The organism is Listeria monocytogenes, assembly GCF_041765605.1.
Taxonomy (GTDB): Bacteria; Bacillota; Bacilli; order Lactobacillales; family Listeriaceae; genus Listeria; species Listeria monocytogenes_D.
Genome location: NZ_CP168900.1, coordinates 652,632 through 666,516 on the forward strand (window position 1 = coordinate 652,632; position 13,885 = coordinate 666,516).

General features: G+C 37.7%; 14 protein-coding genes. 8 read left to right on the forward strand and 6 right to left on the reverse strand.

All coding sequences use genetic code 11. From position 1 onward, the window contains the following. Positions 1-100: 100 nt before the first annotated feature. Complete coding sequence (locus AB2Q86_RS03220; protein WP_003726747.1) at positions 101-601, forward strand: GNAT family N-acetyltransferase; 501 nt, start codon at positions 101-103, stop codon at positions 599-601. Between the two features lie 47 nt (positions 602-648). On the opposite strand, the gene AB2Q86_RS03225 is transcribed toward AB2Q86_RS03220, so the two are convergent. From AB2Q86_RS03225 to AB2Q86_RS03235, 3 genes are all read right to left on the reverse strand, one after another. Continuing rightward, positions 649-1,035, reverse strand: coding sequence for a hypothetical protein (locus AB2Q86_RS03225; RefSeq protein WP_012581826.1), 387 nt, complete (start codon positions 1,033-1,035; stop codon positions 649-651). A gap of 52 nt (positions 1,036-1,087) precedes the next feature. Beyond that, positions 1,088-1,432: a DUF4870 domain-containing protein gene (locus AB2Q86_RS03230; protein WP_003726749.1), complete on the reverse strand. Its 345-nt coding sequence runs from the start codon at positions 1,430-1,432 to the stop codon at positions 1,088-1,090. A 148-nt stretch (positions 1,433-1,580) separates the two neighbouring features. Then, on the reverse strand, positions 1,581-2,921 hold the full coding sequence (locus tag AB2Q86_RS03235) for an MATE family efflux transporter (protein ID WP_003727255.1): 1,341 nt from the start codon (positions 2,919-2,921) through the stop codon (positions 1,581-1,583). Between the two features lie 165 nt (positions 2,922-3,086). Between AB2Q86_RS03235 and AB2Q86_RS03240 the strand changes: the two genes are divergently transcribed. The 4 genes from AB2Q86_RS03240 (at position 3,087) to AB2Q86_RS03255 (ending at position 7,510) form a co-directional block, all read left to right on the forward strand. After that, complete coding sequence (locus tag AB2Q86_RS03240) at positions 3,087-3,548, forward strand: MarR family winged helix-turn-helix transcriptional regulator (protein WP_041176482.1); 462 nt, start codon at positions 3,087-3,089, stop codon at positions 3,546-3,548. A 7-nt stretch (positions 3,549-3,555) separates the two neighbouring features. Next, positions 3,556-5,280 (forward strand): ABC transporter ATP-binding protein, encoded by a 1,725-nt coding sequence (locus AB2Q86_RS03245; protein ID WP_012581824.1) that lies wholly within the window; start codon positions 3,556-3,558, stop codon positions 5,278-5,280. Next, positions 5,277-7,094, forward strand: coding sequence for an ABC transporter ATP-binding protein (locus AB2Q86_RS03250; protein WP_012581823.1), 1,818 nt, complete (start codon positions 5,277-5,279; stop codon positions 7,092-7,094). Before AB2Q86_RS03245 ends, AB2Q86_RS03250 begins: the two co-directional genes overlap by 4 nt. Before the next feature lie 116 nt (positions 7,095-7,210). Beyond that, positions 7,211-7,510 carry a rhodanese-like domain-containing protein gene (locus tag AB2Q86_RS03255; protein WP_012581822.1) on the forward strand — a complete coding sequence of 100 codons (300 nt, stop codon included), beginning with the start codon at positions 7,211-7,213 and terminating at the stop codon, positions 7,508-7,510. A 44-nt stretch (positions 7,511-7,554) separates the two neighbouring features. Here AB2Q86_RS03255 and AB2Q86_RS03260 read toward each other — a convergent pair whose 3' ends face one another. Together AB2Q86_RS03260 and AB2Q86_RS03265 are read right to left on the reverse strand one after the other, a co-directional pair. Further along, positions 7,555-9,288, reverse strand: a complete 1,734-nt coding sequence (locus tag AB2Q86_RS03260; RefSeq protein ID WP_012581821.1) for a LapB repeat-containing protein — start codon at positions 9,286-9,288, stop codon at positions 7,555-7,557. Between the two features lie 171 nt (positions 9,289-9,459). Beyond that, a complete protein-coding gene (locus AB2Q86_RS03265) occupies positions 9,460-10,086 on the reverse strand; it encodes an FMN-dependent NADH-azoreductase (RefSeq protein WP_003724354.1) in 627 nt (208 codons plus the stop codon). Between the two features lie 168 nt (positions 10,087-10,254). Here AB2Q86_RS03265 and AB2Q86_RS03270 point away from each other — a divergent pair, with 168 nt between their 5' ends. Together AB2Q86_RS03270 and AB2Q86_RS03275 are read left to right on the forward strand one after the other, a co-directional pair. Beyond that, on the forward strand, positions 10,255-10,710 hold the full coding sequence (locus AB2Q86_RS03270; protein ID WP_012581820.1) for a MarR family winged helix-turn-helix transcriptional regulator: 456 nt from the start codon (positions 10,255-10,257) through the stop codon (positions 10,708-10,710). Beyond that, positions 10,707-11,648: an NADP-dependent oxidoreductase gene (locus AB2Q86_RS03275; protein ID WP_003724356.1), complete on the forward strand. Its 942-nt coding sequence runs from the start codon at positions 10,707-10,709 to the stop codon at positions 11,646-11,648. The genes AB2Q86_RS03270 and AB2Q86_RS03275 overlap by 4 nt, the downstream gene beginning before the upstream one ends. A gap of 97 nt (positions 11,649-11,745) precedes the next feature. Here AB2Q86_RS03275 and AB2Q86_RS03280 read toward each other — a convergent pair whose 3' ends face one another. Beyond that, positions 11,746-11,988, reverse strand: a complete 243-nt coding sequence (locus AB2Q86_RS03280; RefSeq protein WP_003729344.1) for a hypothetical protein — start codon at positions 11,986-11,988, stop codon at positions 11,746-11,748. 108 nt (positions 11,989-12,096) lie between these two features. On the opposite strand from AB2Q86_RS03280, the gene AB2Q86_RS03285 reads away from it, so the two are divergent. After that, positions 12,097-13,848, forward strand: a complete 1,752-nt coding sequence (locus AB2Q86_RS03285) for a glycerophosphoryl diester phosphodiesterase membrane domain-containing protein (protein ID WP_012581819.1) — start codon at positions 12,097-12,099, stop codon at positions 13,846-13,848. Positions 13,849-13,885: the final 37 nt, after the last annotated feature.

Genomic DNA, 13,885 nt, shown 5'->3' on the forward strand with positions numbered 1-13,885 from the left:
CAGTGCGCTAATTATTTAATTAGCGCATTCTTTTTGTTAAAAAGGGGTAAAGTCAGATAAACTGTTTCATCAATTTGCGCAAGTGAAAGGGGAATGGATGATGAATTTTCATATTAGGAAAGCAACTAATTCGGATGCGGAAGCCATTCAGCATGTAGCGATTACTTCGTGGCATCATACCTATCAAGATTTAATTCCAGGCGATGTACAAGACGATTTTTTGGAAAGGTTTTATAACGTTGAGACGCTTCATAATCGTATTTCAGCGACTCCTTTTGCTGTTGTGGAACAAGCAGACAAAGTAATCGGATTTGCGAATTTTATCGAGCTTGAAAAGGGGAAGAGCGAACTCGCAGCATTTTATTTACTACCAGAAGTGACACAACGCGGACTTGGTACAGAGCTTTTAGAAGTAGGTATGACTCTATTTCACGTGCCATTACCAATGTTCGTTAACGTGGAAAAAGGAAACGAAACAGCGATTCATTTTTATAAGGCGAAAGGGTTTGTTCAAGTAGAGGAATTTACCGAGGATTTTTACGGCTATCCACTGGAAACAATTCGTTTTAATTTGAATCATCATGCGTTTGAAGAAGAATAAAAAAATGTCTATTCTAGTTGAATGAATCAATTAGGATAGACATTTTTTTATTTCGTAGCGGCTTTTCCACTAGTAGGTTTTCCGCCCCGTAAAAAGAAGAAGATGACAGCAAGTAGCGCCATGATAATCCCAACAAGGATAGATACACCAACGGAAATGAGCATACCAGAAACTTGGATAATGCTTAAGATGATGACCGTTGCAACAACTCCGTAAGCGAAGCCCCATATAGCAAATGTGAAGTAGCTAGCTTTTTTGCTAAATCCGTAAAATATTTCACCTAGCGTAGAAGCAACTAAAATTACAGGAGCCGCAAAAAGTATCGCTGAAAACACAAGCTGTGGTGTAACGTTGTCATAGAGGATTGTTTCGACTAAAAGCGCAGAAAAAATTCCTAAAACAAAAATCGATAAATAAGCAATAATAAAACGCATCAAAAAAACCTCCTAAAGTACACTATATTATAGCATAAATTAGGAAGTTAGCTTAACATCTAGCCCAATTATCGTCACTATGCTTTACGATACGTGTAATTCCCCGAATCAAGTTGAAAATGAGTATCGATACATTTAGAAAAACGATAAAAAATACAGTAGCTAAGGCAAGAAAGTTAATGGTATCTGCACTATTGGTACTAAATGGAACATTGTTGTAAAGTAAAATCATTACAACTACACCAGCGACAAAAGTTGTCTGTGTGAGGAGTGCCCATCTTACATGATGCCGAATTTCTTTATCTTTTGTTGTACACCAGATAATCGCGGGAGTAATGACCGGGGCAAAGAAAAGACTGAAATAACTAAGCGCACTAATAATTTTTTTATCCAACATTTCTCATCTATCCTCTCATTTGTTTATAAGTCTAGTATAGCGGGGAAAGAGAAATGGAACCATCGAATTAGGTGACGATATACAGAGGAAGATGACAGTTTTGTCATATACAAAAACGCCCCTTCGAAAAAATCAAAGAGACGTTTCTTTATATGACTGATTTTAAGGACCAAACTTTACTGCGCCATCTTCGGTACATTAGAACGGCTCGAACGCCTTCATCAATAATATAGGCGAGCCAAACACCTACAAGCCCAAGACCAGCAGAGATACCAAGTACATAGGAGAACGGCAAACTAACGATCCACATAACGATAAGTCCGCATATAAATGGAAAACGAACATCGCCTGTTGAGTTAAGACTGCTAATAATGATAATATTCGTCGCACGCCCAAGTTCTAGGAAAATCGAAAGTAAGAACAATTCTTTCGTCATCGCAATGATTTCGGTATTGGTAGTAAATAGACTCATAATCGGTTCCGCGAAAAGGTAAATCGAAACGCTGACCACAATTGCGACAACCAAACCAATCTTCCAACTACGTAGACCTTGCTTATAAGCTTTATCGATTTCTTTTGCACCAACCGCGCGACCGATAATAATTTGAGAGGCCTGACCGAGCGCGATAGCAAAGAGTGCGACAAACTGGCTAACCGTCGAAGCATAAACTTTTGTGGTAAGCGCCTCTGTACCAAGAATTGCAATAATCGCAGTAACAACTAGTTGCGAGCCGGCATACGATAAATTTTCCCCAGCAGAGGGAAGGCCAAGTCGTAAAATCGAATAAAGTAATTTTTTGGAAACTTGCTCCAGTTTTTTGAAATGGAAAGTATAGCCGATATATTTTCGAAGCATCCAGATGGCTAGACCCATTCCGACGAAGTTCGCGACAGCGGTGGAAATACCAACACCTGCTACCCCGTAATCTAAGTATGCAAGCGGGCCGTACAGGAATAAGTAATTACCGACAACATTGATAATGCTAATCGTCACAGGAACAAGAATGGATTGTCTTACGTAACCATGCGCCCGGAGAATAGGCAAAATCGAAGCATGAATAGCAATAACAACCGAGCTTCCACCGATAATTTCTAAAAACGGCGCACCAACTTGAACTAAATGAGGATCAATTCCCATCCAAGTCAGGAAGTTTTTCGACATAAAAATGAAAATAATACTCATCACAATTCCAATTAAGAAAGCGACCACTAAGCCATTTGTAATCACATTTTCAATTTCTTTATGTTTTTTGGCACCAATCATTTGGGCAACGATAATCTGTACGCCAACACTGATAAAGCCGTAAATAATAATAGAAATAACAAGAATCTGATTCGCTACCCCTGTCGCAGCTACCGCATCATCTGAATAATGCCCCAACATAAAGACATCAATATAACTAATCATCAGACGTAAAAATTGCTCTAGAAAAATCGGCCAAGCAAGCGTAAAAAGACTTATGCTGGCGACTTTATGTACTGAACTCACTTATTTCCCTCCCTTCGCATTAACACAATTAAAGCCATTATAAGGTAATTAAAGTTAAAAGTATAGATTAATTTCAAAATCGCTCCAAGATATTGCTTGACAAAAATCGAATATCTCATATAATTAGTTAGGTAAACTAATCAAATGATAGAAAGAAGTGGAGAAATGTCTTCGAAAAATCAAGACTTGGGGCACTCAGTAATCAAGGCTTTCATGAATTTTAAGCATGCTGAAATAAAGAGTTTCCAAATTCCGGGTTACAGTAAATCCGAAACAAGATTTATTTTTATTTTATCTCGTGGGCTTAAAAGCAGAGGGCCAAAAATTCGTGTTTCCGATCTTGGTCACATGCTTAGAATTTCAAAACCAAGCGTCACGCAAATGATTCAATCTTTGGAAGGAAAAGGACTCATTAAACGTGTTCAAAACCCAGAAGATAAGCGCTCGATGTATGTGGAATTAACAGAAGTCGGAGCAGGCGTGTCAGAAAAAATGCTCGATGAATTTCAAACTAGTTTTGAAGATATGCAGGAGTTTTTAGGCGAAGACGATATGAAAAAACTGATTACACTCCTAGAAAAACTGACAGATTACTTAAACACAAAATCCGAAAATAAGGAGGCATAAACCGCAAATGATGAAATTGATGAAAAGATTAAAACCTTATTGGCTGAGTATTACGGCCGTATTAGTCCTTACTTTCGGGCAAGTCATTGGACAGCTTTATTTACCGACGCTTATGTCGAACATTATCGACAAAGGAGTTGTAACAGGCGATACAAACTATATTTGGAGCACTGGAATGCAGATGCTCTTAATCTCGTTTGCTTCTGTTATCTTGTCGGTTATCGTCGTTTATCTCGCATCCAGAATTTCGATGGGATTCGGGAAAGATTTACGCGATAAAATTTTTACAAAGGTAGAGGACTTTTCCTTACAAGAATTTGATAAAGTAGGAACTTCTTCCTTGATTACTAGAACGACAAATGACGTTGTTCAAATCCAAAATGTACTTTATATGATGATGCGATTAATGGTGATGGCGCCAATTATGCTACTCGGCGGTATTATTATGGCAGTTGGCAGGGACGCGAAATTATCACTTATTTTTGTCGTTGTTTTACCGCTACTACTTCTATTAGTAGTTATTCTCGGCGGAAAAGCAATGCCGATGTTTAAATCGCTCCAAAAGAAAATGGACAAATTAAACCGCGTTATTCGTGAAGGGTTAACAGGAATCCGAGTTGTGCGTTCCTTTAACCGTAATGAAGATGAACTCGAAAAATTTGAAGAAGCAAATGCTGACTATGCTACTACGGCGATTAAAGTTAATCGACTGCTATCTCTTATGAGTCCATTAATGATGCTACTGATGAACTTAACTTCCATTGCGATTGTCTGGATTGGTTCGATTTTTATTGGCAATGGTGATATGCAAGTTGGGGACTTGATGGCGTTTATTCAATACGCGATGCAAATCATGATGTCCTTCATGATGCTTTCTGCTGTATTTATTATGATTCCGCGTGCTGGAGCTTCTGCTGAGCGTATTAATGAAGTGCTAGATATGAATGCAGAAATACTTAACCCAGAAAATCCAAAAACAAGTACACCACCAGCGAAACTTTCTTTTGAAAATGTCACTTTCCGCTATGAAGGCGCTGAAAAACCAGTGATTGAAGATATTACTTTTGAAGCTAATGCTGGTGAAACAGTTGCAATCATCGGAAGTACCGGTGCTGGTAAGTCTACTTTGATTAATATGATTCCACGTTTTTATGATGTCGAAAGTGGTGTTGTAAAAATTAATGGAATTGACGTGCGTGAAATGGATCAATCCAGTTTGCGCCAAAAAATTGGTCTTGTGCCACAAAAAGCAGTTCTATTCACAGGAACGATTGCTTCTAATATGCGCTACGGAAAAGAAGATGCAACCGACGAAGAAATTTGGGCAGCACTTCGAACAGCTCAAGCGGAAAACTTTGTATCTAAACTTGCAAATGGTTTAGGAAGCCGCGTAGAACAAGGCGGGAACAACTTCTCTGGAGGACAAAAACAACGTCTTTCCATCGCACGTTCTTTAATTAGAAAACCAGAAATTTATATTTTTGATGATAGTTTCTCGGCACTCGATTTCAAAACAGATGCTAAATTACGTGAGGCTTTGAAAGCTGAAACAACCGAAGCCGTGACACTCATTGTGGCACAACGAATTACCTCCGTTGTCAATTCCGACCAAATCATCGTTATGAATGAAGGTAAAATTGCCGGAATTGGAACACATGAAGAATTGAAAGAATCGAATCAAATTTATCAAGAAATTATGAGGTCACAGCTGTCAGAGGAGGAAATCGCATGAGTGGTCCAGGTCCAGGTGGTGGCATGAGAATGCAAACGACCGCCAAACCAAAGAACTTTAAACAAACACTATTCCGGCTTCTTGGCTATATGAAACCTCGTTCTGTCGCAATCATCGTCGTGTTTATCTTTGCGATTTTATCCACGATTTTTAACATTTTTAGCCCGAAAGAATTAGGGAAAGCAACAACGGAAATTTTTAAAGGTGTTATGAGTCCAGCTGGGATTGATAACGATAAGATTTTCAATATATTAATGATTGTTTTAGTCTTATACCTTGGTAGTTCCTTATTTAGTTTCATTCAGCAATACGTCATGTCAAGTGTTGCGCAACGAACTGTTTATGATATGCGGAAAGATTTAAAGGCGAAAATGGCTCGTCTGCCGCTGAAATATTATGATACGCGCTCAAACGGTGATATTCTAAGTCGTTCAGTAAATGACATGGATAACATCGCGAATACTTTACAACAATCACTAACGCAAGCAATTACAGCGATTGTCCAAATGATTGGTGTCTTAATTATGATGCTAACGATAAGCTGGCAAATGACATTAATCGTTTTAGTGACAGTTCCAATAAGTATTATTTTAGTCGCCATTATTGCTGGTAGATCACAACGTTACTTCGGCGCACAACAACGTAATCTAGGTATTTTAAATGATACTGTAGAGGAAACTTACGGTGGCCAAACGATTATTAAAGCCTTTGGTCAAGAAAAGAAAACGTTAGTAAAATTTGATGAAGTAAATGAAGATTATTTCAAAGCAGCGAAAAAAGCGCAATTTATTTCCGGGATTATGATGCCGGTGATGCAATTTGTTGGTAACTTAGGTTACGTGGGTGTCTGTGTGGCCGGTGGTATTTTTGTTACTAATGGAACACTTCAAGTTGGGGATATTCAATCATTTACGCAATATGTTCAATTGTTTACTCAGCCAATTTCAAGTGTGGCCAATATTGCTAATATTATTCAATCCACTATTGCATCCGCAGAACGTGTTTTTGAAATGATGGATGAAGAAGAAGAGAAAGACGAAATTCCAGCAAATATTAATCAAGTTGCTGGCGAAGAACACAGTATTGTATTCGACCACGTGAAATTCGGTTACACTCCGGATAAACCACTAATGACTGACTTAAATATTCATGTAGAAGAAGGTCAAATGGTGGCAATTGTTGGTCCGACTGGTGCTGGTAAAACGACGATAATCAACTTGCTGATGCGTTTCTATGACGTAGATGGTGGCCAGATTCGTATGAAAGGTATTGATACACGTGATATGACCAAAGATGCTGTCCGCGAAAAATTCGGAATGGTATTACAAGATACTTGGTTATTTAACGGAACAATTGCCGACAATATTGCATACGGTCGCGAAGGCGCAACGAAAGATGAAGTTATCGGGGCAGCAAAAGCAGCATATGCAGATGATTTCATTCGTCGACTTCCAAATGGCTATGATACTATCTTGAATGAAGAAGGTTCTAACATTTCGCAAGGTCAAAAACAATTACTAACGATTGCCCGTGCGATTTTATCTGATCCATCTATCTTGATTCTAGATGAAGCGACTTCTAGCGTAGATACTCGTACAGAATTAAATATTCAACTTGCGATGGGTAATTTGATGGAAGGGCGCACAAGCTTTGTGATTGCGCATAGACTTTCAACCATTCGTGATGCGGACTTAATTCTCGTTATGAATCACGGTAGCGTAATCGAACAAGGTACGCACCAAGAACTACTTGATGCAAAAGGCTTCTACGCTGACCTTTACAATAGTCAGTTCACAGGAGCTCAAGCAGTTTAAATCTAAAAAGACAATGTGGCTCACCCGCTGCATTGTCTTTTTTTGAGCAGAAAATTTGTTTGATGAGGGATTAGGCGTTATGGTTAATAAAGAAGAAATTGAAGAGGTGAGAATAGATGTATCAATCCATTACGGCAAATGATTTAGAGCAAGACTTAAAAAAAGCGCCACATAATATCTTAGATGTCAGAGACGCAGATGCTTTTGTTGAAGGACATATTCCAGATGCGATAAATATTCCAATTAATGAACTACCAGAAAAATTAGCAACACTGGATAAAGAAAAAGCCTATACGATTATTTGTTACGCGGGTGGACGTTCTGAACGCGCGAGTCAATTTTTAGCCGCAGAAGGTTTTGACGTAACGAATGTAATGGGCGGTATGGGAGCATTTCACGGTACAGTAACTAACTAAATAAAGAAGCCGCGACCTAAAATTAGGTTGCGGCTTCTTTTTATTTAGCTATGTTTTCTTTTCCGGAAAAAGAGGATAGCTACTCCGGCGAGGATAATACCGATTAATACAGTCGTCGCTTGGTTCTCATCTCCCGTATATGGAAGAATGACATTATCTCCTGAAGCATTAGGTGAAGTCGTACCATCCACGTTTGTAGGTTGAGAAGGATTTACGGCTGGATTATCTGGATCAGGTGTTGGATTTGGTGGTGTGGGAGGTTCTTCGCTACTGACCACATTGACAAGCACTGTAACCGGATCAGCTGCAATACCGTCGACACTTACCGCATTTAAAGTCACTTTATAGGTGCCAATCTTAGTTAAATCAACAACGCTATCAAAATCACTTGTTACTTCGCTGCCATCACTAGTTTTAGCTGAAATATCGGTTAAAAATTCTTCCGCTGTTTTTGTACTATCTACTTTATAATTGATACTTTTATCAGCAGTAATTACTGGTTTTTCTAAAATAGTGACTGCTACTTGTTTAGGTGTAGCTTGAAGCCCGTCTGCATTTGTAGCATTAAGCGTTACTGTATACACGCCAGGTTTGCTAAAATCTACCACAATGTTAAAATCACTAGTAACTGGGGTCCCGTCTTCCGTTTCGGCATGAATATCTGTTAAAAATTGTTCTTCGGTAACAGTAGCTTTTTCAGTGTAATTTATAGCAGAATCATTTGTAATAACTAAAACTTGAGTAATATCAAAAAATTGGTCATAAGTACCGCCGGACACATAATAGGAAGTGAAATTTGGTGGTGTAGCATAACTTCCTGCGGGATTATTATAAAATGCATTATATTCCATCTTTGTAATAGTACGGAGGTATTCAGGGGTAATCCCACTAACCGTTATCCCCTTATCGTCAATGGTCAAGCGGCTACCATCAATTTGCTGATTATTTAATGTGAAGTAGGTGCTCGCATCACTTGCATCAGTTGTGAAAGGGAATGGTACGCCGTCAAAATTGATACTACGACCAGTCATTAATGTAAAGGGAATAAAAATAGTTTGGTTTGTTTTATTATAGTTTAAATCCGCGCTAGTAATATCAGTTTCAATAGGCACTGCACTACCCACATTTTGTCCATATGCGGCTAGATTGGTTAAACTCGGGAAAGTATCGATACCGCGAAAGTCATTTACACCGCAGAATTGAATAGACAATGTAGCTAAATTGGGCAATGATTTTAGAGACATCACATCATTGATAGAACTGCTTCTATCTAAATTCAAATAGGTTAAATTAGGCAGTTGATTAAATTTAGTTAAATCACTATTTGAAAGCCTACTAGAATTAAAAGTTAATCTTGTAAGCTTTTGTAAACCGTTTAAATCAGGTACAGAGCTGGATGTTAAACTATACCCAGTTAAGTCAAGCGTTGTTAAATTGGCTAGTTTTGTTACGATAGAATAATCAGTAATACTAGCAGCAGAGAGTTGTAGGAGTGTTAAATTATGGGCATAATCAAGGCCAGTTAAATCAGCCAGGTTATTATTATTAATTCTGACTTCCGTGATGGTATCCATTTGTTCTTCGGTAATATCACTCGTGCTTGGCTGTCCCAAAAGTCCATTGAGATAACTTTTTAATATTGGATCAGGAATATTTACTATGTCTTGAGCTGCTTGTGCATCTACATTTTCTTCTGCCGTGACAGGTGCATTAAAAGGGCTTAAAAGTGGCGTAATTAAGAGTAGGCATATACCAACCTTAATTCCCATTCTTTTCATAAGTAGTAACCTCCTTTGACATTATCCTCTCATATGACATTAGCATCTGGGCGTCTTAACACATTTCCTCTTTTAAAAGCGTTTCAAACAATTGTATGTGCACAAAATTAAATTTTGGGCATAAAAAAGAACCGTAAAGGAAGGCTGAGTTCCTTTACGGTTCACTTATAATTAAAAGATTTTAGCTAATTCTACTGCTTCTTTTGCTCCAGCTGAAATAATATCTTTGGCTTGATCAGGTTTTGCATTGTGGCCTTCGACGATAACCATTTCTGGTTCAGAAATACCGAAGTGAGCTAATACATTTTTGACATAGCTTAAGGACATTTCGAAGCTTTGCATTGGACCATCAGAGTAAATACCGCCGCGAGCATTAAGTAGGGCGATTTTTTTGTCTGCTACTAAGCCAACAGGACCGTTTGCAGTGTATTTGAATGTTTTACCAGCTTGGTTTAAATAGAATAAGTAAGTTAAAAATTGGGCTGGAATACTGAAATTCCAAAGTGGGAACGCCATGACGATTTTGTCTGCTGCTAAAAATTGATCTAAGTAGCTATTAGCAATATCAGCTAAGCGTTTTTCTTCTGGGCTTAGTGTTTCTCCAGCTGCTTCTTTATGTAATCCACTCATCATTGTTACATCATAATAAGGTAGATCCGCTTCAAATAAATCAAGTTCTGTTACATTATCATCCGGATGGGATTTCTTGTACTCCGTTAGAAAAATTTCATATAGTGCCACGCTGACTGAGCGTTCGGCAGGTAAACCATTTGCTTTGATGAAAAGTACGTTTGTCATTACATCTTGCCTCCATTTTTTTTGAATTATCTATTAAGTGTAGCTCATTTTCAAGACAAACAGCAAGTATATTGCTTACAAAAAATTAGCCGCTAATGTTTGAGCAGATATTTTGTGCTTTTGAAAAGGAAGCGTATAATAGTTGATATATCATTTGACGTATCAACTATGGAGGTGAAAAAGCTGAAACCATGTACAGAACGATCAGAATTACTTTATCGGATGCACTTATTATCCAAGGAAATTAGCCATGTATTTGAACAACAAACGAATATGAGTTTTACGAAAGTAGAGATTTTATTTCATATTCAACAAACACCAGGTCAAAGTCAAAATCGGTTAAGAGAAAAGCTTTATATTGATTCGGCGAGTATTACCCGTCATTTGAAGCGAATGGAAGAGCAAGGGCTGATTGTTCGGAAAAAGCAAGATGAAAACAAACGCTATACGTATTTATTTTTAACATCAGCAGGTGAGGCGGAATTAGCCACTTTGCTTTTGGAAAAAGAAAAGTTCCAGAACGAGGCACTAGAAGCCTTTTCAGAAGAAGAAGTTAGTGCGTTACTTAAATCAGTCACAAAAATGATGAATAATGTAGAGAAAATGGAGGAGAAGTTAAAATGAAAGCAGTTGTAATTGAAAATTATGGTGGCAAAGAAGAATTAAAAGAAAAAGAAGTAGCAATGCCAAAAGCGGGTAAAAATCAAGTGATTGTCAAAGAAGCAGCGACATCCATTAACCCAATTGATTGGAAACTACGTGAAGGATACTTAAAACAAATGATGGACTGGGAATTCCCAATTATTTTAGGGTGGGATGTAGCGGGTGTTATTTCCGAAGTTGGAGAAGGCGTAACAGATTGGAAAGTCGGCGATGAAGTATTCGCGCGCCCTGAAACAACGCGTTTTGGTACGTATGCTGAATATACAGCAGTTGATGACCACTTGCTTGCACCACTTCCAGAAGGTATTAGTTTTGATGAAGCAGCATCAATTCCACTTGCAGGCTTAACTGCATGGCAAGCTTTGTTCGATCACGCGAAATTACAAAAAGGTGAAAAAGTCTTGATTCATGCTGGTGCCGGTGGCGTTGGAACACTCGCAATCCAACTTGCAAAACATGCAGGAGCAGAAGTGATTACAACAGCTAGTGCGAAAAACCATGAACTACTTAAATCACTTGGAGCAGACCAAGTCATTGATTATAAAGAAGTTAATTTTAAAGATGTTCTTTCTGATATTGATGTGGTGTTTGATACAATGGGTGGCCAAATAGAAACAGATAGTTACGACGTATTAAAAGAAGGCACAGGGCGTTTAGTTAGTATCGTTGGAATTTCAAATGAAGAACGTGCGAAAGAAAAAAATGTAACAGCAACTGGAATTTGGTTGCAACCAAACGGCGAACAGCTGAAAGAACTAGGCAAATTGCTCGCTAATAAAACCGTTAAACCAATCGTCGGAGCAACTTTCCCATTCTCTGAAAAAGGTGTTTTCGATGCACATGCATTAAGCGAAACGCACCACGCGGTTGGAAAAATAGTCATTTCATTTAATAAATAAGATTTTCGGAAAGCTAGATGCTATCATCTAGCTTTTTTTGTTGTTTGCTGGAATAAGTTAGATGGGCTATAATAGCAAAAAAGGTGGAACGGGGATTTCAGTCTTCTATAAGAAAGGCATGGTCATTCGCTACTTCTATGTCACTAAGTTGTTTTGCGACAATATCTGCGCCAGTATTAAGAAAGATAGCCATTTGACTGAGGACGCGCAGACTAATATCAGAAGTGCGAATATCTTTGTCGATAAGTTTCTGTAAAGTGCCATGTTTCAAGCGAGTAGTTGTTTCGATATCCGTGGCAGTAATGTTTTTATTTGCTAACAATTGTTCAATCGGATGCATCATTTCACCTCGTTTCAATAGTTAACTTTATGAATTAATTATAACTAAATTTGCTTCTTGGATAAACTATAAAGCCTTCAAAATAGAACGAAAAAAAGGGAGAAGCAAATGAACGATTTAAAAGATAGTTTTAAAGTTTTGTATCAGTTTAAGACAGATTATCTCAAAGTAACGTTATTATTAACAATTTTACAGGCATTTGTTATTGGACCATTTATTTATTATTTCTTTTTCTTTATTCTCCGGATTATTGGCGTGCCAGGCATTACAGATGCTAATCTTGGGGAGATTTTTTCAAGTCCGGTTGCCATTATTTTATTGCTAGTTTTAGCTTTACTCATTTTATTATTTGTTTATTACGAACTAGGTTTCTTCATATTAATGGCAATATATCAACTACGCGGAGAAAACTACACTGTATTTAAAATTATCCAGCGGCTGCATGTAAAGGCGAAATACTTCCTTAGTTATCAAGCTATTTATTTTCTGCTATATTTCTTTTTGCTTTTGCCAATTGCTGGGCTATCGTTACCAATTTCAATCACAGAGAACCTTTATTTACCACATTTTATTACAGATGAATTAATGAAAACGACGACGGGTATGTGGTTCTATGTCATTACAATCGCGATTATTTTCTACATTAGCGCCAGACTAGTGTTTGCTTTGCCGTATTTTATTGAAGACAAGTCGCTCAAAATAAGTGGCGCTATCCGAAAAAGTTGGAAATACCCGCAAAAACGCTTATTTGGAATGCTACTAAAATGGGTTTTAATTATTGTTGCGATTGGCTTTTTAGTTTCTATTATCGCAACACTTATTATGTTACCTTTATTTTTAATAGAAAAAATAAATCCGGGAATTGCGATGGTTGTAGCGGGCATTACTTTAACCATTCTTCAAGTGATCGGTTTCTTTGCCGCAAGTTTTTTCCAAGGAATCATTGCGCAATTATTAGTGAAAAATGCTTTTCTAATAGAAGAGCAACCAGCTTCTGTGTCACGTAACCAGTTTCCGCATAAAAAGCGATTTATCTTAGTAGGAATTATCGTTTTCCTTATTTTTAGCGGCTTTAATATTTATGCTGTCAATGCAACTTTATATGAGCCGAACACAAAAATAATTGCGCACCGTGGAGATACGATGAATGCTGTTGAGAACACGGTGGAAGCCATTGAGTCAGCTGCCAAGGCCGGTGCAGATTATAGCGAAATTGATATTCAAGAAACGAAAGATCATCAATTTGTTGTTTTCCACGATATGACATTAAGAAGGCTTGCTGGAAACTCCAAGCGAGTAGCAGATATGACTTTAAAAGAATTGCAGCAAACAAAAGTGAGTAGTGGCGACTATTCTTCTCATATAGCGTCTTTCGATGAAATTATCAAGACGGCGAAACGGAATAAGATAGACTTACTAGTTGAGGTGAAGTTGCACGGCGGGGAATCAAGCGACATGGTAGAACGACTCGTTGCGCTATTAAAAAAAGAAAAAGTAACCGATAAATATTTAGTCCAATCGTTGAATCAGCCTGTTATTGAAAAAATAGAACAAGCTGATCCTACATTAAAAACAGGCATTATTTTAGCACTTAATATCGGAAACTTACCAAAAACATCCGCTGATTTTATTGTTTTAGAGGATTTTTCCATCAACAAACGATTACTTACGCAAGCTAAACAAAACAACAAAATGGTTTTTGTTTGGACGGTAAATAAGGAAAAACTAATGCAAATGTATTTGCGAAAAAATGTCGATGGTATTATCACCAATTATCCTAAAAAGGCGATAGAGCTTAGAGATTCATTTAGTGAAAATGATTCCTTGCGAAGTCGTATTGAGAATAGATTAGGTTTTTAAATGAAAAAGCCGCAAACTATGATTGTTTGCGGCTGAT

What these genes read in the sequence shown, in the direction of transcription:
- AB2Q86_RS03220 (WP_003726747.1), top strand. Translation starts at nt 101, where the DNA reads ATGAATTTTCATATTAGGAAAGCAACTAATTCGGATGCGGAAGCCATT.
- AB2Q86_RS03225 (WP_012581826.1), bottom strand. Translation starts at nt 1,035, where the DNA reads ATGCGTTTTATTATTGCTTATTTATCGATTTTTGTTTTAGGAATTTTT.
- AB2Q86_RS03230 (WP_003726749.1), bottom strand. Translation starts at nt 1,432, where the DNA reads ATGTTGGATAAAAAAATTATTAGTGCGCTTAGTTATTTCAGTCTTTTC.
- AB2Q86_RS03240 (WP_041176482.1), top strand. Translation starts at nt 3,087, where the DNA reads ATGTCTTCGAAAAATCAAGACTTGGGGCACTCAGTAATCAAGGCTTTC.
- AB2Q86_RS03245 (WP_012581824.1), top strand. Translation starts at nt 3,556, where the DNA reads ATGATGAAATTGATGAAAAGATTAAAACCTTATTGGCTGAGTATTACG.
- AB2Q86_RS03250 (WP_012581823.1), top strand. Translation starts at nt 5,277, where the DNA reads ATGAGTGGTCCAGGTCCAGGTGGTGGCATGAGAATGCAAACGACCGCC.
- AB2Q86_RS03255 (WP_012581822.1), top strand. Translation starts at nt 7,211, where the DNA reads ATGTATCAATCCATTACGGCAAATGATTTAGAGCAAGACTTAAAAAAA.
- AB2Q86_RS03260 (WP_012581821.1), bottom strand. Translation starts at nt 9,288, where the DNA reads ATGAAAAGAATGGGAATTAAGGTTGGTATATGCCTACTCTTAATTACG.
- AB2Q86_RS03265 (WP_003724354.1), bottom strand. Translation starts at nt 10,086, where the DNA reads ATGACAAACGTACTTTTCATCAAAGCAAATGGTTTACCTGCCGAACGC.
- AB2Q86_RS03270 (WP_012581820.1), top strand. Translation starts at nt 10,255, where the DNA reads ATGGAGGTGAAAAAGCTGAAACCATGTACAGAACGATCAGAATTACTT.
- AB2Q86_RS03275 (WP_003724356.1), top strand. Translation starts at nt 10,707, where the DNA reads ATGAAAGCAGTTGTAATTGAAAATTATGGTGGCAAAGAAGAATTAAAA.
- AB2Q86_RS03280 (WP_003729344.1), bottom strand. Translation starts at nt 11,988, where the DNA reads ATGCATCCGATTGAACAATTGTTAGCAAATAAAAACATTACTGCCACG.
- AB2Q86_RS03285 (WP_012581819.1), top strand. Translation starts at nt 12,097, where the DNA reads ATGAACGATTTAAAAGATAGTTTTAAAGTTTTGTATCAGTTTAAGACA.